The 18,403-nt window shown below is 52.8% G+C and carries 15 protein-coding genes; 14 read left to right on the forward strand and 1 reads right to left on the reverse strand.

The window, feature by feature from the left end; all coding sequences use genetic code 11:
- Positions 1-2 precede the first annotated feature (2 nt).
- The 6 genes from nuoL (at position 3) to SH580_RS18095 (ending at position 7,897) form a co-directional block, all read left to right on the forward strand.
- Complete coding sequence (gene nuoL, locus SH580_RS18070; protein WP_319832220.1) at positions 3-1,853, forward strand: NADH-quinone oxidoreductase subunit L; 1,851 nt, start codon at positions 3-5, stop codon at positions 1,851-1,853.
- Positions 1,854-1,875: 22 nt separating this feature from the next.
- Positions 1,876-3,465, forward strand: coding sequence for a complex I subunit 4 family protein (locus SH580_RS18075; RefSeq protein ID WP_319832221.1), 1,590 nt, complete (start codon positions 1,876-1,878; stop codon positions 3,463-3,465).
- Positions 3,465-4,976, forward strand: a complete 1,512-nt coding sequence (locus tag SH580_RS18080; RefSeq protein ID WP_319832222.1) for an NADH-quinone oxidoreductase subunit N — start codon at positions 3,465-3,467, stop codon at positions 4,974-4,976. The genes SH580_RS18075 and SH580_RS18080 overlap by 1 nt, the downstream gene beginning before the upstream one ends.
- Positions 4,976-5,452 carry an NYN domain-containing protein gene (locus SH580_RS18085; protein ID WP_319832223.1) on the forward strand — a complete coding sequence of 159 codons (477 nt, stop codon included), beginning with the start codon at positions 4,976-4,978 and terminating at the stop codon, positions 5,450-5,452. The genes SH580_RS18080 and SH580_RS18085 overlap by 1 nt, the downstream gene beginning before the upstream one ends.
- Before the next feature lie 120 nt (positions 5,453-5,572).
- Entirely contained in the window at positions 5,573-6,478 is a 906-nt protein-coding gene (gene fabD / locus SH580_RS18090) for an ACP S-malonyltransferase (RefSeq protein ID WP_319832224.1), read from the forward strand.
- Between the two features lie 6 nt (positions 6,479-6,484).
- Positions 6,485-7,897 carry a UDP-N-acetylmuramate--L-alanine ligase gene (locus SH580_RS18095; protein WP_319832225.1) on the forward strand — a complete coding sequence of 471 codons (1,413 nt, stop codon included), beginning with the start codon at positions 6,485-6,487 and terminating at the stop codon, positions 7,895-7,897.
- 38 nt (positions 7,898-7,935) lie between these two features.
- Here SH580_RS18095 and SH580_RS18100 read toward each other — a convergent pair whose 3' ends face one another.
- On the reverse strand, positions 7,936-8,811 hold the full coding sequence (locus SH580_RS18100; protein WP_319832226.1) for an amidohydrolase family protein: 876 nt from the start codon (positions 8,809-8,811) through the stop codon (positions 7,936-7,938).
- Between the two features lie 187 nt (positions 8,812-8,998).
- On the opposite strand from SH580_RS18100, the gene rpsU reads away from it, so the two are divergent.
- The 8 genes from rpsU (at position 8,999) to SH580_RS18140 (ending at position 18,324) form a co-directional block, all read left to right on the forward strand.
- Positions 8,999-9,199: a 30S ribosomal protein S21 gene (gene rpsU / locus SH580_RS18105; RefSeq protein ID WP_155418485.1), complete on the forward strand. Its 201-nt coding sequence runs from the start codon at positions 8,999-9,001 to the stop codon at positions 9,197-9,199.
- 86 nt (positions 9,200-9,285) lie between these two features.
- Complete coding sequence (locus SH580_RS18110; protein WP_319832227.1) at positions 9,286-10,239, forward strand: sugar phosphate isomerase/epimerase family protein; 954 nt, start codon at positions 9,286-9,288, stop codon at positions 10,237-10,239.
- A 244-nt stretch (positions 10,240-10,483) separates the two neighbouring features.
- Positions 10,484-10,915 carry an Hsp20/alpha crystallin family protein gene (locus SH580_RS18115; protein ID WP_319832228.1) on the forward strand — a complete coding sequence of 144 codons (432 nt, stop codon included), beginning with the start codon at positions 10,484-10,486 and terminating at the stop codon, positions 10,913-10,915.
- A gap of 28 nt (positions 10,916-10,943) precedes the next feature.
- Positions 10,944-11,321: an Hsp20/alpha crystallin family protein gene (locus SH580_RS18120; protein WP_319832229.1), complete on the forward strand. Its 378-nt coding sequence runs from the start codon at positions 10,944-10,946 to the stop codon at positions 11,319-11,321.
- 151 nt (positions 11,322-11,472) lie between these two features.
- Entirely contained in the window at positions 11,473-13,758 is a 2,286-nt protein-coding gene (locus tag SH580_RS18125; protein WP_319832230.1) for a hypothetical protein, read from the forward strand.
- 180 nt (positions 13,759-13,938) lie between these two features.
- On the forward strand, positions 13,939-15,288 hold the full coding sequence (locus SH580_RS18130) for a sulfatase family protein (protein WP_319832231.1): 1,350 nt from the start codon (positions 13,939-13,941) through the stop codon (positions 15,286-15,288).
- Between the two features lie 190 nt (positions 15,289-15,478).
- Positions 15,479-16,912 (forward strand): sulfatase family protein, encoded by a 1,434-nt coding sequence (locus SH580_RS18135; protein WP_319832232.1) that lies wholly within the window; start codon positions 15,479-15,481, stop codon positions 16,910-16,912.
- Positions 16,909-18,324: an alpha-L-fucosidase gene (locus tag SH580_RS18140; protein WP_319832233.1), complete on the forward strand. Its 1,416-nt coding sequence runs from the start codon at positions 16,909-16,911 to the stop codon at positions 18,322-18,324. Before SH580_RS18135 ends, SH580_RS18140 begins: the two co-directional genes overlap by 4 nt.
- Positions 18,325-18,403 lie beyond the last annotated feature (79 nt).

The raw sequence follows: 18,403 nt of genomic DNA on the forward strand, positions 1-18,403 counted from the left end.
ATATGACCGCCGCTCAATCTCTTCTCGCTGTTCTTCTCACGCCGCTGCTATCCGCAGTATTGATTGCATTCTTTTGTCGTCGTATGGGCAAGCTCGCTTCGGCGATCTCCGTCGTGGCCGCTGCAGGGATCTTTGTCTTTTCACTGTTCGCCATTCGTGCTGCCGCCGGTGAGGATGTCATGATCTCCTGGGACTGGCTCAACTTGGGCGACTATAGCGTGTCGATGGGCTTTCTCTTCGACGGCGTCTCGGCCACCATGCTGATGATGGTGGGGGCAGTAGGCTTCTTGATCCACGTCTTTAGCTTAGGCTACATGGCTGACGATAAGGGACGCGCCCGTTTCTTTGGTGGTCTGTCAATTTTCATGTTCTCTATGCTGGGAATCGTGTTGGCGGATAATTTGATCATGATCTTTGTCTTTTGGGAGTTGGTTGGTTTCAGCTCTTATATGTTGATCGGACACTATTTGGATACCGACGAAGCGGCTGCTGCATCGAAGAAAGCTTTTATTGTGAATCGGGTCGGGGACTTTGGCTTTTTAATCGGCATTGTTTACGCCTACTGGCATTTCGGCACCACTAACCTTAGCGAGATGCACGGCATCATCGCTGCCAATAGTGATCTGATTAGCGGTTGCATTGCGGCGCTGCTAATGTGTGGCTTCATTGGTAAGTCGGCTCAATTCCCGCTGCATGTTTGGTTGCCTGATGCGATGGCGGGGCCGACTCCGGTCTCCGCTTTGATTCACGCGGCGACCATGGTGGCGGCAGGTGTTTACTTCCTGATTCGGATTCAGTTTCTGTTCACCCCCGAAGTGCTGACATTTATTGCCTGGCTGGGCACCTCAGTCGCTGTCTATGCTGGATTCTGTGCATACGGCCAGAATGACATTAAGAAGATCCTTGCTTACTCGACTCTTTCGCAGCTCGGCTATATGTCGGCGGCCTTCGGTTTGGGCTACCCCGGCGTGGCGCTCTTCCATCTGATCACCCACGCGTTCTTCAAGGCGCTGCTATTCCTATCGGCAGGTTCCGTGATTCACGGCTGCCATCACGAGCAGGACATCTTCAAAATGGGCGGCCTGCTCAAGAAAATGCCGATCACCGCGATCACTTTCTTGCTCGGCACTTTGGCACTCTGTGGTGTGGTCGGTTTGGCTGGTTTTTATTCGAAAGACGCGATCTTGGTGGCCGCTGGATTGCAAAGTGTGCCGATTTTTATCTTGTTAACGCTGGGAGCCTTCTTGACGGCCGGCTACATGGGGCGTCTTTTCTGGATTGCTTTCCTTGGGCAGCCTAAGTCCGAAGCCGCATCGCATGCCAAGGAGAGTCCGCTGACCATGCTAGTGCCATTGATCGTGTTGGCGGTGCTTTCGGTCGCTGGTGGTTGGATCGGTTTTTGGCCGGAACAACTGGGTGGTCTGATTAAAGATAACCTGGAGCACCTACACCATCTGCCAGGACACGACGCGATGCACACCAAGGTGCTCCTGCTCGGTTCGGCTGCATGGTTAGTTGGTCTGGCGCTCTCACTGTTCTTTTACCGAGTGGGTGCTAAAGAGGATCGTCTCGAAAAGACGGCGGCGCCGGTTTATGGCTTTCTAAAATCACGCCTTTGGTTTGATGAGATTTACGGCTACTATGTGGCTAAGATTCAGCAGCGCTTCGCGCTTTTCCTCAGTTTTATAGATGTCTTTGTGATCAAGGGCATATTTGTGCGTGGGAGTGCAGGCCTGGTTGGGCTGGTCGGCATGTGCTCGCGATCCTTACACGATGGTAACATTCACAGTTACGTTTATTGGTTCCTCGCCGGTCTGGTTCTTCTCTGGGCGGTCGCTTCCGGACTTCTGTAAATTCAATTTTTCTTAGGTAGATATGGGACACCTCGATACGAATTCACTCTTTTTGCTCGTCGCAATACTCGCACCGCTCGTTGCGGGTGTGACCTTGCTCTTTGGTGCTCGCTTTAGTCCGAGCACCGTGCGAGCGATTGCCGCCTTTGGCTTTGGCTGGCCACTGATCATTGGGCTATTGCTCTACAGTCTGTTTGAGCCCTCGCTGGTTGGGGAATACAATTTTGAGCTGCGGCTCCCTACCGGTTTGGAAAGTATCGGTATCTACCTGCACCTCGGCTTGAACGGCATCTCTATGCCGCTCTTTTTACTGGCTGGTGCGGTTGGGTTTGCGGCGGGGCTCTACGCAATGTATTCCAACGCCGAGCGCCCCCATCTATACCTCGCCTTATTGCTCTTTATGCTGGGCGGCTTAATGGGCACCTTCGCTTCGGTCGATGTGTTCTTCTTCTATTTCTTCCACGAGTTCGCGCTGATTCCGACCTTCTTAATGATTGGCATGTGGGGCGGTGCCGGTCGCCGTGGTGCTGCCATCGAGATGACGATTTACCTGACTCTCGGGGCATTGCTTTCATTGCTCGGCCTGATCGCACTCTATGTGCAGAGTGGTGCGGATTCCTTCTCGCTGTTGGAGCTGCGCAATTATTTGACCGCACAACCGCTCTCCGAAACGGTTCAGAATAACATTTTTGCGCTGCTATTGTTTGGATTTGGTATCTTGGTCTCGTTGTTTCCATTTCACAGTTGGGCGCCCAAGGGCTATGCGGTTGCTCCGACCGGGGCGGCGATGCTACACGCAGGTGTTTTGAAGAAATTTGGCCTGTATGGCTTGCTACAAATTGCCGGTCCTTTGTTGCCGGCAGGTGGCGAGCATTGGTTCCCCTGGATAGTGTGGCTCGCGCTGGGTAATATCCTCTTCATCGGTTTGGTGACCATGGCGCAGAAGGATCTTAAGATGATGCTCGGCTATAGCTCTGTCATGCACATGGGGTATGCTTTTCTCGGTCTGGCTTGCTTCTCCGTAGTCGGAGCGGGTGGGGCGCTGCTGCTGATGGTGGCACACGGCCTGTCAGTCGCCTTACTCTTCATGCTCTCGACCTGTATCTATCACCGCAGCCAAACATTTGATCTGTCTGCGATGGGAGGGCTCGCTTCCAAGGCCCCAGTGCTGGCAGCGTTTTTCGTGGCTGGTTCCATGGCTAGTATTGGCCTGCCTGGCTTTGGTAATTTCTGGGGAGAGTTCACGATCTTTGCGGCACTTGCGGAGACTGAATCCACACGCTGGATCGTGGTGCCTGCCGCTCTCGGTATTATTATTTCTGCGATCTACGGCCTGCGCGCGGTTGCAAATATTTTCTTTGGCCCAGCTAAAGGGGACTTTGCAGCACGCTTGGAGAGTGGGCAAATTCGCGATCTGCAAGGTTTTGAAAAACTGCCCGCTGGCATTTTGATCGCAGGTCTGGTGTTGATCGGTATTTTTCCACGAGTCTTTTCGGACGACGCCAACCGTGAGTTGGCCGAGATGTATCCACAGGAACAAAGCAATTTGCCGGTCATCCACTCGGCCGTGCTCCCCACTGATGTGGACGCACACAAGGAGGTTACACACTAATGAACGAACTTCTTATTGAATTTTTGAGCGGTTTCACCGCTACCAACGAATGGGCGGCCATTCTGCCTGAGATTCTTTTGGGCGTGCTCGCATTGAGCCTGCTTGGCGCCGAGATGGCCCTGCCCAAAGGCAAACACCTGGGCTGGATTCCACGTCTGGCCATCTGGGGGCAAGTTGTGATTTTACTGATCGCATTCAGCTGTGCTGGTGGCTGCAGCTTCGATGAACGCGAATATTTCAGCGGACTCATTACGCAAAACGAGGTCACGCAGATCATGCGGGGCTTCTTTCTCGTGAGCTCGCTCGCAGTCTGTTACCTCGGTAAGCTCTACTTGTCCAAGCAGTCCTTGCCTCGCACAGAGTTCTACGCGCTGGTGCTGATTATCTCGGCTGGGATGATGCTGCTGGTGCAGAGTTCTCACTTCGTCATGCTCTTTGTCGCCTTGGAAACGGTGACTGTCGCTTTCTACGTCTTGGTGGCCTACAACCGCACCAGTAAGTTCTCGTTGGAAGCGGGCTTGAAATACCTGATTCTTGGAGCGCTCAGTTCCGGTATCTTGCTCTTTGGTATCGTGCTGCTTTATGGCATCGCCGGTAGTCCCGAGTTGCTGGGGAACAGTCAAGACTCTCTGAACTATAGCGAGTTGATGCATTTTGTGATTCCTAACATGGACAATATGATCGTTAAGATCGGTGCTTTGTTGGTGATCGCAGGCGTCTGTTTTAAAATCGGTGCCGTCCCTTTCCAAATTTGGGTGCCCGATGTGTATCAAGGTGCGCCCACTCCAGTCACAGCTTATCTCGCTGTGGCCTCGAAGGCTGCTGGATTCATCGTATTGATTCAACTCGTCCGCGGACCTTTCTTCGGCTTACATGAATTTTTGATTCCGATCCTCTCCGTCATTGCTGCGGCCACCATACTTTTTGGTAATATCGCGGCTGTCGCTCAAAGAAATGTAAAGCGCTTGATGGGACTTTCCGGTATCGCACACGCGGGTTACCTCTTGTTAGGCGTGGTCGCTATGATGCGTGGTATTGATTGGGCCGTCTATGCCGTGATCTTTTATCTCATTACTTACTTGCTCGCATCCTTCGCCGTCTTCGGTGTGATGTCGCTGGCAGCAGGTGAGGACGATGCGAATCAAGAGCTCGAGCATTATCAAAACTTTGCCCGCAAGCGTCCCTTCCTTGGTGGCGTCTTGGCATGTGGCTTGGGCTCCTTGGCGGGCATCCCGCCACTGGGTGGATTTATTGGTAAGCTCTTTCTCTTTGTCGCAGCCTTTCAAGCCGCGCTTTACGGTTTGCTGGCAATCTCCATACTTGGTGTCGTCATTTCGATTTACTATTACTTTGGGTGGATCCGTGAGTGCTACTTCTCTGCGCCCTCGTCTGAAGTGGTCAATGAAGCGGCTTGTCCTTCCACGGCAGGCGATCGCTTCTTGTTAGGAGCACTCACAGTTGCCTCCGTAGTGGTGGGCCTCTTGCCTGCGGTGCTTCCAATTATTCGCTAGTGAAATACCTGTTCATTGATGCCTACAACGTAATCTGTGCGACAGATTCGCTGCGGCAAACAATGCAGGTGAACTTGGACGCCGCACGTGATCAACTCGCCGACTTAGTGCGCAGTATTCATGATGCGGAAGGCGTGCGTGTGGCCTTGGTGCTCGATAGTCGCAACGATAAGCTGGAGATCGAGCATCCCTATAAGAAAAAGACTTTCGAGTATGTGTATGCACCCGCAGCGGTATCGGCCGACGGGGTCATCGAGAGAATGGTGGCTCGGGTTAAGCATGCAGCGGACGCTACAGTTGTGAGTAATGACCGCATGGTGCGAGAGTCTGTGCGAGCCCATGGAGCCATTGCCCTGCGCCCCGAAGAGCTCTTTGAGTGGAGTCGAGCGTGCGAGTCGCGACTGGTGCAGGACGCTCGTCGTCGCAACACAGCCAACGCGAAAGATTTTCGTAATGGTATCAATCTGGACCTGTAGCATTTAATTTATATTGAATCGTCTGAGTTTCTATTGTGAGGCTGCTTCGCTTTCTGGTTGATTCTGCCCCCTTGCGGGGCAAATAATGCGCGTTTCACCTCATTTGAATCTTATTACATTATGGCAACAGGTATTCTTTTTTCTGGGCAGGGCGCACAAACTGTGGGCATGGGCCGCTCGCTTTACGACAACTCGGAGATCGCGAAAGCGCTCTACGATGAAGCCAATGAGGTGCTGGGATGGGACTTGAAAACTATTTGTTTTGAAGGGCCGGAAGAGACTTTGACTGAGACTCGGGTCTGCCAACCTGCGCTTTATGTGCAAGGTTATGTGCTCTTTAGTATTCTGAAGGAGCGCGGATTGCTTTCCGACTTGAAGGCGGCCTGTGGCTTAAGCCTAGGGGAACTCACTGCGCTGGCAGCTGCGGGTGTGTATGATTTTGCGACTGGACTACGTCTGGTGGCGGAGCGTGGACGCTTAATGCAGTTGGCATGCGACGCGACTAAGGGTGGCATGGCGGCCGTGATCGGTGGTGCTCCTGAAGATGTGCAAACCTTTTGCGATGAGTTCGATATCGAAATCGCTAATTTAAATTGCCCGGGGCAGATCGTCATCTCGGGCGACAACGCTAAGGTGCTCGAAGCCGTCGCAGCTTCGAAGGGCCGTTTCAAACTGTGCAAGCCGCTCAACGTCGCGGGCGCGTATCACAGTCGCCTGATGGAATCGGCCCGTGATTCCTTTGCGGAGTTTATCAAAGACTTTGATTTCAAAGCGCCTGAACTGGTCTGCTATACCAATGTGACCGGTCAACAAATCAGCGATCCGCAAGCGATTAAAGATGCGTTGGTGAGCCAAGTGGTGTCCTCGGTGCGTTTCGAAGACAACTTGCGCAACATGGCGGCTGACAATGGCATCAGTGAATTCTTCGAGTGCGGTCCGGGTAAAGTGCTCACTGGCTTTGCCAAGCGTATTGACAAATCGCTGGTCGTCACGCCGATGTCTGAGTTTGACGAGATTCCTGCGTAGTATCGGATGCGTATTTACTTCATGGGTATTTGCGGCACTGCCATGGGCAATGCCGCGCTTCTCGTTAAAGAGCAAGGTCATGAAGTGCTTGGCTGCGACGCCGGCGTCTACCCGCCGATGTCCGATGTGCTGGCGAATGCCGGCATTGAGCTTTTGGAAGGTTTCGATGCGGCTCGACTGGCCGCATTGAAGCCAGACACCGTGGTGGTGGGCAATGCCATGAGCCGCGGCAATCCTGAGGTCGAGTGGCTGCTGAATCAGTCGGAAGTAGCTTACATCTCCTTACCCGAGCTCTTTCACAACACTGTTTTGCCCCAGCGCAGGCCCGTCGTCATTACCGGCACGCACGGTAAGACCACCACTTCTACGTTGACGGCCTATCTCTTAGAGCGGGCGGGCGCGCGGCCAGGCTGGTTGATCGGTGGCGTGCCCAATGATTTGCCGGGCGGTGCCAAGCTGGGGCAGGGGAAGCCTTTCGTGATTGAGGGCGACGAATATGACTCCGCGTTTTTTGATAAGCGCAGTAAGTTTATCCATTACCGTCCCCAAGTTGCGGTGCTGAATAACCTGGAGTTCGACCACGCTGATATTTTTCGTGATTTGGAAGATGTGCAGCGCACCTTCCGACATTTTTTGCGCATCATACCGAGTTCTGGTTTCGCGCTGGTCAATGGCGACGATGCCAATCTTGCGGACCTGTTGCCAGTTACTTGGACGCAAGTGATTCGCGTCGGCACCGCTGAGGACAACGAACTGCAGATTCGTAATTTTCAAGATGCTCCCGCCGGGGCACAGTTTGAGCTCGTGTGGAAGGGGGCCCTGTGGGCACAAGTGCAATGGTCCATGCACGGTCTCTTCAATGCGCGCAACGCGGCAATGGCTGCATTGGCGGCTGCTTTGGCCAGCGGCTGTGAAGACCCGTTCGCGTTTGACCTTTCGGCGCTGGCACAGTTTGGCGGTGTCCGTCGTCGACAAGACTTGCTCTATACAGATGCGAATTGGACCGTGCTGGAAGACTTCGCGCATCATCCTACCGCAGTGGCGGGAGCAATCGAGGCCTTGCGCGCAGCCTATCCCGAGCGTGCGATGACGGTTTGCTTTGAGCCGCGCAGCAACACCGCGGCAACTTCACGCTTTCAAGCCGAGTTTGAAGTGGCGCTTTCGCAGGCTGACCGAGTCTATTTCGGGGCGGTACACCGCGCCGAGCGCATGCGTCCCGAAGAGCGCCTAGACACGGCCGCGATGGCCGAGTCCTTGTCGGCAAAAGGATTACAAGCAGCCGCTTTCACGAGCAACGAGGCACTCTTCGAGCACTTGCAAGAGCAGCTACAAAGTCAGCCAGGCGGCGTGATCGTCTTTTTGACCAACGGTTCGTTTGATGCTTTGCCGCGTCGGATCGCTGAGTTGTTCGGTGCCTGAAGCAGCTTTCCGATTTTGGATCGCCGGCGCTCTATCCTTCACGACAGCAGCCGTGCAAAATTCCCGCTCATTAGCTTGTTCTGTTCTTCTTGGGTGAGGCCGGATTCTGTGCGAATGCTTTCGATGTAGCGCGCCATTTCGGGTGTTTTCTGGCTGCGTGGGTAAATTCTTAATGGATAGTCGGAGCCAAACAGCAACTTATCGATGCCGACCAGATCGACCATCTGCTTGAAAACCCGCATTTCATATAGTAGTGGGCTGGCGGCACAATCGTAGTAAACATTGCGCAGTGTTTTGCGTAGTTTCGGGTTTTGCTCGAAAAAGGGCAAGCCACCGCCCCAGTGTGCGAGGATTAATTTTAACTCGGGAGCTGCTTCTGCCATGCGGACAAATTCCTGCAGCGGCGTGGGGATCGCGCCGGGGTGCTCGTGTCCAGCGGTTTCGGTCGCGTGACAGTTGATCGGCCAGGCCTGGGCCGAGCACCATTCGGCCATCGCTTGCCAATGTGGACTGGCCGCGCTGAAGTCTTGCACCCCCATGTGCAGTTCCCCCACGCCGCGAAATCCTAGAGCTTGGGCGTTTTCGAGCTGGTCGATTACATTGGCATTGGGGTAGATGGCTGCAAAGCCGATGAGACGCTCGGGCGCGGCTGCGAGCCATTGCGCGACGGCGGCATTTTGCTGGCGGCATGTCGATTCGTTTTCCCAATACCACCCGAGTAGCACCGCTTGGTCGACTGCGGCGGCATCCATGGCCGCTAGCATTGTATCCAGGTCGCTCCAGCCTTGTATGCCGGGGCGATCTTTCGGGGCCACTAGGTCGGCCCAGTGCATTTCGCAATGTGCCAAGGCCCATTTGCGGGGGGCTGCCACCAGTTCGGCAGGGTAGGCATGTGTGTGGCAATCGATGATCATGATGTCTTCAATATCGTGCTTTTGGGGGAAGTCTGGCTATGTTATATGACTGCGGATGTGTTCGTTGAATCGGCTGTATTGCGGCAATGATCGATTTGTGGAGTGTGAATAACTCTAAAAAAGAGATTGACGATAGGGCTGTTGGCGACATTTTCACGCCTTTTCCAATAACCAAACCATTAATTTTATGTCACTTGAAGTAAAAGTCCGCAAAGGCGAGCCCATGGAACGTGCGCTCCGCCGCCTTAAGAAACGCCTCGACCGCGAGGGTGTGATTCGTGATGTGCGCGCTAAGCGTTATTTCGTAAAGCCTGCACAAGCTAAGCGTCGCAAGAAGAAGGAATTGGACTTCAACAATATGCTTCGCGTTCGTTATTCGAACATGTAGTTTTCAAGGTTGCGAGTGCAGAGCACTTGCGTCTTATTAAGTCCCGGCTCGTATAGAACGCGCCGGGATTTTTTTTATATTTTGTTATGTCTAGCATTCTTGATCGCCTCTCCCTTTCTACCTGCTGGTGTTCCGCACGGCATTCGGATGGATACGAGATGGTGCAAGAGATGGTTGGTCTGGGATTTAAGCGAATTGAATTGAGCCACGGAATTCGTATCTCGTTGGTGCCGGGCATACTTCAGGCTGTTGAAGAGGGGCTGGTCGAAATTTCGTCTGTGCATAATTTTTGCCCTTTGCCGGGCAGTGTGCAGCATGCCGCGCCTAATTTGTATCAGCCTTCTGCGGTGGATTGTCGGGAGCTGAGTCTGTGGCATCGCTATACGATCAGGACCTTGGATTTCGCGCTCAAAGTCGGGGCTGATCGGGTTGTGATGCATTCCGGTCGTGTGTGCTTTTTCTTTTATTCTGCAGAGAAACGCCTAGAGAAATGGATCGATGAGTCGGAGATCCCCACGCATGAATTGACAGAGAGTCCGGTCTTCATCAAACGTCGCGACAAGGCCATGAAGTCGATTCGCCGCGTCGCAAAGAAGACGATTCCCCGTATTCGGGAAAATTACGAAAAGCTGCTACCTGAAGTGAAGGAGCGTGGCTTGAGGTTGTGCCTTGAGAATCGCGAGGGCATGGAAGAGATGCCGATCGATGGGGACTACGACGATTTTCTGGCCAGTCTGAATGAGCCGGAGCATGCCAGTTATTGGCACGATACCGGGCATGCACAAATTAAGCATCAACTGGGTTTGCTGGACCATCGAGCGCATTTGGAGAAAATGTCGCCCCGTCTCGCGGGTTTTCACTTGCACGACGTATCCGAATCGGGCCGTGATCATCAGGTGCCTGGCAGCGGAACTGTAGATTTTCAAATGATTGCTGAGTTTGTCCGTCCTGAGCATACCCTGGTGCTGGAACTGAGCCCCAGTTTGTCGGTAGAAGAGGTCGTTGCTTCGCGTGATTATATCGCAGCTACCTTGGGCTGAAGGCTTGAGTTAGAAGTTTGAAGTAAGGAGTTTGGAGCTCGAATGGGTGAGCCTGTGACATTGTGACGCTTGGTTCCGTTGTTGTGTTTATTTGTCTTTAGGTGTGACATAGTGGCGCTTTTGTGGGTTTTGGCGTGTTTTGTAAGTTGTTGATTATTAGTGATTATCGATGGTTTGTTCGCTTGGCATACGCTCTGCAATAGAGTGTTTGTCAATCAACTCATTAAGAAAGGAATACTAAACCATGAAACTAATACGATATGCCTACCCACAATCACAGGCCTCCAGTGCCTTTAATCGTTTGTTCGATTTCGGTGCGCCCGCCATTGGGCGAATCGGTTCGTTGATGGACGATTTTCTCGCGACGGAAGCCGGATTCAATCAACCCGCTGTGGATCTGTATGAAGACGAGCATCATTTCTACGCTCGCTTTGAACTTCCCGGCGTGAACAAAGACAAGGTCGACCTGGAACTGGAAAATGCTGTGCTGACTTTGCGCAGTCAGGAAGCCAGCGAAGGGGATGAAAAGCTGAGCCGCACCCAGTTCGAGCGTTCGATCTCGGTGCCGGATGGAGTGGACTTGGAAAAGGTCTCTGCTGCGATGGATGCCGGTATTTTGACGGTCACCATGCCTAAGCTGGAAGCCCGTAAACCACGCCAAATCAGCGTCAAATAACACTTAAATTGAAAGGAAATAGATAATTATGAGCACACAACTCGATACGATTCAGACGTCAGAAAAAAAGGCGAGCGAGCGCACCTGGCAACGTCCTCACTATGATGTGAGTGAAAGTGAGGAAGCCTTTAACGTTCGCGTCCATCTGCCAGGAGTCCGACGCGACGGCGTTGATATCTCGCTGGAAGAGGACACACTCACAGTGGTGGGCACTCGTGCCAATGACTTGCCAGAAAACTGGCGTCCCTTGCGCCGCGAGATTCGCTCGGGGGATTACCGCTTAAGTTTACGGCTCAATGTGCCTGTGAATGAAGCCAAGATTAAAGCGAGCGTTGAAAATGGCGTTCTCGATTTAAGCTTGCCCAAGGCGGATGAAGTGAAGCCACGCAAGATTAAGATCAGTTAAGGTATTGTTAGCTAAGTAGGTCTAGCCGGGTGGTCACGATTGTGAGCGCCCGGCTTTTTTATGGATTACGGAGGCGGAACGGTATGTAAATGCGTGATTCTCATATTGGGGCTTTTGCTTTAAGCTGTGTGCCTTGATGTGCTCCCATAATATGAAACTTAGGCGGCTTGTTTTGTCTGCGTGCTTCTTGCTCTGCCTGTCGGCGCAGGCGGCCAATTATTGTGTGGCGACAGACGGGGATGATCGCAATGCCGGTACTTCGCCGGAGCAGCCTTTTGCTACGATCCAACATGCCGTGGATGTGATGCAGCCCGGGGATACCTGCTATATCCGAGCGGGAGTCTATCGAGAGACGATCAATCTGTCAGGAAAGGCCGGCTATGCCGGACAGCCTATCACTTTAACGAATTATAAGAACGAGCCGGTGACGCTGGACGGCACGCTGCGAATCGGCAGTGCCTGGACTCTGGACGAGGGAAAGGTTTACAAGACGACACTGGCTCAAGACGTGACACAGTTGTTTGTCGACGGAGCGCTCATGACGCTGGCTCGTTTCCCCAATGCGCTGGCGTTCTCCGATACCGTGTGGCACCGGACGGCGGCGCGATGCTTTCGCACGCGAGAGTCGAGTAACGGGCATGTGATCGATGGCAGTGTGGATGAGCGCTCGATCGCGGGCGCGGGCTTCTCATTTAACGATTGTGTGGCTCTACTCAATTTTGGAGCGCATGCCACAGCTTCCCGACTGGTGGAAAATCATGTCGCGGGCTCGGCCGAGTTCGACTATAGCCCTGAGCTGAAAAAATATAAAACCACGCTGAATTACTTCTTTGAGGGTGGGGTGGGCAATGCTGAGCGTGTCATGTTGGATCACGCGCAGGAGTGGGCATATGATGAAACGAGCAAGACCCTTTATTTATGGGCGGATGACGGCCAGAATCCGTCCGATCGTGAGATTTATGGGAAAGTGCAAAGCTACGCGATCGTCGGTGATGCCACGACCCAACATATCGTGATCGACGGCTTGGATTTCTTTGCCACCACATTCTCGTTCACAAAATCCGATCACATTACCATTCAGAATTGCGACTTCAGTTACTATGCGGCATCCAAGCGTGCCTTGGGCATTTTGGGGCCGTCGGAAACCGCTCATTTTACAGGTACAGAGGATGACTTTTGCACGGATATCTTAGTCTATAACTGTAGCTTTCAGTATGCCGATGCCAGTGCGTTACTGGGTGAATTTGTCGAAGATATGCGGATCGTGAACAACCTGTTTCATCAGATCGACTATGCCTGTGTGAATAATGATTGGGGGCCGCAAGCGCCCTTCAGCCCGAGCAGTTCTATCCGAATCAATAAGGCCCGGGGGCTTTTTTATCGGCGAAATACGCTGTCGATGACTGGCAATGCGCAGGGATTTTCCGCGAATCGTTACATCGCAGGGCCGTCGCGTAAATTTAGGCCGGAGGGCTATGACCCTGCATCGATTGAGAACATTGTCTGCGAATACAATTTTCATACTGCTTGCGGTCTGCTGCATACGGATGGTTCCTCGCTGTATATGCCCGATGATCATGTCATGGAATCCGTAATACGCTATAATTGGTTTATTGGCAATGGGCAGCGGGACTTTCGCTGGGATGGTAACAACCGCCCCTTGCTAGGGGTGCATGGCAATCTCTATCGTAATGTCGCAATGGATACGGGAGTGAAGCGTATGTCTCCTTCCGGGGGCAATGGCTTTCGTGTAAAGGGCAGTTACCATGAAGTGTATCACAACCTCGGGGTGGGGCGTGGTGCCGAGCTCAATATCGCCACTGAGAAGGGCGGCAATGACGCGACGGTGACCCGTAACAACGCGGCTTCTCATTTGACGGATCAGCCGATCCCCGGGATCCGCTCACACAATTATGCGGCTCGTAAAGAAGAGCGACGCATCCAGGAGATGCTGCGCGATTTGCCCAATTGGGATTTTCGTCCGAAGGCCGACGCGGTGGGATTGATCGACCAAGGCACTCCGGTTCGCTGTTCGATTCGCGGTGAAAGTGTGGATGTCAGCGGTCGTTATAACGGAGCTGCACCGGATATCGGTGCATACGAGTATGGGGACGAATTTTATTGGATTCCCGGTCGGCAGGAAGTGATCGCATCGATGCCAGTTCCGAAGGATGCTGCGGAGCAAGTGCCTCTGGATGCTGACTTGATGTATCTCATCGGTTTACACGGAACACGGGCAAATATCTATTGGGGGAGCCGCCCCGATGCTTTGAAACTGATCTCAAGTCTGGATGCTTACCGGAACATTGTCAGTTTTACCGGAGAAGACCGCTTGCAGGCCGGTCGAGAGTATTACTGGCGTGTCGATACGGTCACATCAGACGGTTCCGTGGTGCCGGGGACGGTCTGGATGTTTAGCACTATTAATAGCGAGTGAGCTGGCATGCTACGATTTACATACACGACTCTTGCCAACCAATGGTCATGAAGGTGGTTGGCGCTATAATTCCAAACTAATTGAATCAATAATATATCCCGTTTTATGAATTCTAGAAATAACACATTCGCTTTTGTTTTAGTTCTCTATGGCTTGTTCGCCTATTCTATAATTCTTCTGATGAGCTCTACGGCCTCTGCTCAGGCAAAGCCCAATCTAATCATCATTTTCACTGATGACCAAGGCTATGCCGATTTGAGTAGCTTTGGCGGTAAACATGTCTACACGCCGAATATCGATCAGATGGCGAAAGAGGGCGCGCGGTTGACGAGTTTCTACGTGGCGGCGCCTCTATGCACGCCCTCACGGGCAGCGCTGATGACCGGGTGTTATCCGGCACGGATCGATATGGACGTGCCTTCGTCGATTATAGTCGAGGGAGTCAGTGAGAAGCCATTCCCCGTGTGCCTGGCGGGAGATGGGCGGGGACTGAATCCCAGTGAGTTGACGATCGCCGAGGTCGCGCAGTCGGCGGGGTATAAGACGGGTATGTTTGGCAAGTGGCACCTCGGCGACCAGCCGGAGTTTTTGCCCACACGTCAGGGCTTCGAGGAGTTTTTCGGCCTTCCTTATAGTCATGACATCCACCCGAAGCACCCGCGGCAAAAATTATTTAAGTTTCCAGCACTGCCTCTACTTGAAGGAGAGACCGTCGTCGAGATGGAACCGAGTGCGAATTACCTGACTCGGCGCTTCACTGAGCGAGCTGTTGACTTTATTAAACGTCATAAGGACGAGCCGTTTTTTCTTTATCTGGCGCACCCTCTTCCACACGGACCGCTCGCCGCATCGCCTGAAATGAAAAAGCAATACGCCGAGCAATTGAAAGTGAACAAGGCGGGTAAGCCGGGCCTGTTTCCGGTGACGATTTATGAAATTGATTGGTCGGTCGGTGAGATCCTCAAGACGCTGAAAGATCAGGGCATTGATGAGAACACTCTGGTGCTTTTCACTTCGGACAACGGGCCGGCTAAAGGATTGGCTAAACCTTTGAGCGGCAAAAAAGGAAGTACTTTGGAGGGCGGGCAACGTGTGCCAGCTGTGATTCGTTGGCCGAAGGGGATTCCGGCGGGGATTGAGAACGATCAAATTCTTACGGCTATGGACGTGTTGCCAACCTTTGCCAAGTTGGCTGGGGCGAAGTTGCCATCGGACCTTGTCATCGATGGAAAGGACATCATGCCAGCAATCGTGGGCGAGGCGGATAGCCCACATGAGTATTTCTTCTACGCTCACTGGGGCGTTCTGGAGGGGGTGCGTTGGAAGTCATGGAAGTTGCGTATCGTTGATGGCAAAGAGGCGCTTTATAATTTAGATGCCGACATTTCCGAAAAGAAGAACGTCGTCGCCAATCATCCTGAGATTGTCCAGCAACTAAAAGCCGCCATGCTAGGCTTTGAAAAAGAAATGCAAGCGAGCGTGCGTTCGGCAGGGACGGTAGAAAATCCGATGCCGCTTACGATGAAGTAGAGAAATGAATCACGACGGAGCAATTATGGTGGCGCAGGCGCGCGTGCTACGGCGTAGCCTTATGGCGAAGACGGGTCCCGCGCCGCAAGTGGTGGCAGGAGCCTTCGACTTATTTAACGCAAGTGCGCACCACCTTCGACAAACTCAGGGCAGGCGGGACGGTGCTGCGCTACCGAGAAAATCCTCATTTATGAAACGCATACTAAACATACTAAACTATCTTGCCATCATTATGGCACCCATCTGCGTTTCGGCTGCTAAGCCCAATTTTATCATCATCTTTACCGATGACCAAGGCTATCAAGATCTTGGCTGCTATGGCTCACCGGACATTAAGACGCCACGGCTTGACCGAATGGCGGAGGAGGGCATGCGGTTTACCAATTTCTATGCGCAGACCGTCTGTGGGCCTTCGCGCGGGGCTTTAATGACGGGTTGCTATCCGATACGCTTTGCGCGGCAAGATGATCCGAATTCGATTCACCCTGAGTTGCACACGGAAGAGGTCACGATTGCCGAGGTCTTAAAAGCGCAGGGCTACGCGACGGGTGCCTTTGGTAAGTGGGACCTTGCGGGGCATAATCCAGAGGCATACAAACAGGAACTACTTCCGACTTATCAGGGATTTGATACTTTCTTCGGCACTCCGGGGAGTAATGACAAGTATGTGAAGCTACTGCGAGGCACTGAAGAAATCGAGCAAAGGGCCGACATGGCGACTCTGACCCAGCGCTACACCGACGAGGCCTTGGACTTTATCGAGGCGCACAAAGACGGACCGTTTTTCGTCTATATACCGCATACGATGCCACATACGAAGTTGGCCGCATCAGCTGAGTTCAAGGGCAAGTCCGCAGGTGGGCTGTATGGTGATGTCATCGAGGAACTCGATTTTCATATCGGTCGCGTGCTGGACCAGGTCGAGGCGCTCGGTCTTGCGGAGAGTACCTACGTGATTTTTACCAGCGACAATGGCCCATGGTTGATCCGTAAGCAGCACGGTGGCCATGCTGATCCGCTGCGAAGTGGTAAGACTTCCTGGTGGGAGGGCGGTTTGCGGGTGCCGTGCGTCATGTGGGCACCGGGACGTATACCCGCGGGCGTAGAAACGGATGCCGTGGCAGCCACCATCGATCTCATGCCAACCCTGGCGAATTTGGCGGGCACCACCGCGCCTCAGGATCGCGTGATCGATGGGGTCGATCTCTCGGACCTCATTCACGAAACAGCAGAGACCTTGGATCGTGTTTACTTTTACTACCAGCACGACTGCTTACGGGCGGTTCGCTTCGGTAAATGGAAACTGATGTTGCCACATACGGAACCGGTGGAGACCAGCATCGCAACGAAGTGGAGGAACCATATCAAGAAGGCCGATGCCATACGCATCCCGACGGCGCAGCTGTATGATCTAGATGCAGATATCGGCGAGACGAGCGATGTGGCAGACCGCTATCCGGAAATCGTGACGGAGCTGGTGAAACTCGCGGAGGGAGCACGTCAGGATATTGGTGACCACGATCTCTTCGGTGAAAATGCCCGCACATTTGGCGCTGCTCGGCGCACACTCTCTAACGAATCGGCTTATGCTGAGATTTTTAAAATCCCCTCAAAGAAGAAATGAAGCTCTCAGTATTCACTTTCTTGGTCGCGTTGCTTGCGAGCGCTGTCTATGCCGCTGAGCCGAAACAGAATGATTATCAAACACGTTTCAGCCCAAGCGTGAAACAGACTCCGGATTCGGAGGCGCGTTTGAATCAATGGTATCGCGATGCGAAATACGGAGCCTTCATCCACTTTGGTGTGTATTCGATGCTTGCAGGTCAATATGAGGGCAAAGTGACGAAGGGAAGCTATTCGGAATGGATTCGTAAGAATATGAGAATCGTTCCGCAGGACTATCACGCGGTTGCGGCAGAGTTTAATCCGTCGGAGTTTGATGCCGATGAGTGGGTGCACATCTTCAAGGAAAGCGGCATGAAGTATGTCGTGATCACTGCGAAGCACCATGATGGTTTTGCGCTGTATGATTCCGAAGTGAGCGACTTCAACATCGTCGATCATACGCCCTTCAAGCGCGATGTAATTAAAGAGCTGAGTGAGGCCTGTCAGCGAGTGGGGCTAAAGTTTGGAGTCTATTACTCGCATGCGAAAGACTGGGATGAGCCGTATGCCACAGGGCCTTTGATTACGAAGGATCTTCGCAATTTACACCCGGACCTGCCCAAAGACTTCAAGGCCGATCAGGATACATATTTTGACCGAAAGAGTCTGCCTCAGGTTGAAGAGCTTCTGACGAACTATAAAGTCGATCTGATTTGGTTTGATACGCCGCATGCGATGACAGCGGCGCGAGCGAAGCGCTTTAGTGATCTGGTCTGGAGATTGAACCCAGATTGCTTGATCAATTCTCGAATCTTATTGAAAGCGAACGATATCGTCACAGTGGAGAGCGTAAACTATTTCGATTTCGGTTCTCTGCGCGATAAGGAAGTGCCGCCAACACCACCTGCACCGGGCGCAATATATGTGGAATCTCCAGACAGCGTCAGCAGCTCTTACGGCTACAAGGCATTTGGTAAGCACCATTACCACTCGGGAAATGAGCTCGTCGAGCGTCTGGTGCACACCGTTTGCAATGGTGGTAACTACCTGCTGAACAACGGCCCGATGGGGAACGGCAAGATCGATCCCGAAGCCGTGCGTCTCTATGGGATCGACGGCGATTGGTTAAAGGTAAACGGCGAGTCGATTTACAACACACGCCCGAATCCCTTCGGCAATCGCCCCGGATGGGGTGACATCTCTGTCAGTCAGGATGGCAAGGCCGTCTACTTACACATCATGACATGGCCTACCTCGGGGAGTATCCGCCTAGAGGGATTGAGCTTAACTGCGGCGGCAGTTAGTTTTCTGGCCAATGGTGAGAAGGCTGAATTCAGCCAGCAAGACGGCACGCTGACAGTGACTCTGCCTGCTGAACCACTGAACCAATACGATACAGTGCTGAAAATGTCTTTGGACGATTGCCGATAAATTCGATAAATCATAAAGCTCACCCGTAGAATCACTTGTATAAGTGATAGTCCTGCATGCAATTTTACGTTATAGTGCT

The sequence above is a fragment of the Coraliomargarita algicola genome (genome assembly GCF_033878955.1).
Taxonomy (GTDB): domain Bacteria; phylum Verrucomicrobiota; class Verrucomicrobiia; order Opitutales; family Coraliomargaritaceae; genus Thalassobacterium; species Thalassobacterium algicola.

Excerpts from the sequence above, each read along its gene's own strand:
- SH580_RS18125 (WP_319832230.1), top strand. The coding sequence starts at position 11,473 with ATGAAACTTAGGCGGCTTGTTTTGTCTGCGTGCTTCTTGCTCTGCCTG.
- rpsU (WP_155418485.1), top strand. The coding sequence starts at position 8,999 with ATGTCACTTGAAGTAAAAGTCCGCAAAGGCGAGCCCATGGAACGTGCG.
- SH580_RS18080 (WP_319832222.1), top strand. The coding sequence starts at position 3,465 with ATGAACGAACTTCTTATTGAATTTTTGAGCGGTTTCACCGCTACCAAC.
- SH580_RS18075 (WP_319832221.1), top strand. The coding sequence starts at position 1,876 with ATGGGACACCTCGATACGAATTCACTCTTTTTGCTCGTCGCAATACTC.
- SH580_RS18140 (WP_319832233.1), top strand. The coding sequence starts at position 16,909 with ATGAAGCTCTCAGTATTCACTTTCTTGGTCGCGTTGCTTGCGAGCGCT.
- SH580_RS18100 (WP_319832226.1), bottom strand. The coding sequence starts at position 8,811 with ATGATCATCGATTGCCACACACATGCCTACCCTGCCGAACTGGTGGCA.
- nuoL (WP_319832220.1), top strand. The coding sequence starts at position 3 with ATGACCGCCGCTCAATCTCTTCTCGCTGTTCTTCTCACGCCGCTGCTA.
- SH580_RS18110 (WP_319832227.1), top strand. The coding sequence starts at position 9,286 with ATGTCTAGCATTCTTGATCGCCTCTCCCTTTCTACCTGCTGGTGTTCC.
- SH580_RS18120 (WP_319832229.1), top strand. The coding sequence starts at position 10,944 with ATGAGCACACAACTCGATACGATTCAGACGTCAGAAAAAAAGGCGAGC.
- SH580_RS18135 (WP_319832232.1), top strand. The coding sequence starts at position 15,479 with ATGAAACGCATACTAAACATACTAAACTATCTTGCCATCATTATGGCA.
- fabD (WP_319832224.1), top strand. The coding sequence starts at position 5,573 with ATGGCAACAGGTATTCTTTTTTCTGGGCAGGGCGCACAAACTGTGGGC.
- SH580_RS18095 (WP_319832225.1), top strand. The coding sequence starts at position 6,485 with ATGCGTATTTACTTCATGGGTATTTGCGGCACTGCCATGGGCAATGCC.
- SH580_RS18115 (WP_319832228.1), top strand. The coding sequence starts at position 10,484 with ATGAAACTAATACGATATGCCTACCCACAATCACAGGCCTCCAGTGCC.
- SH580_RS18130 (WP_319832231.1), top strand. The coding sequence starts at position 13,939 with ATGAGCTCTACGGCCTCTGCTCAGGCAAAGCCCAATCTAATCATCATT.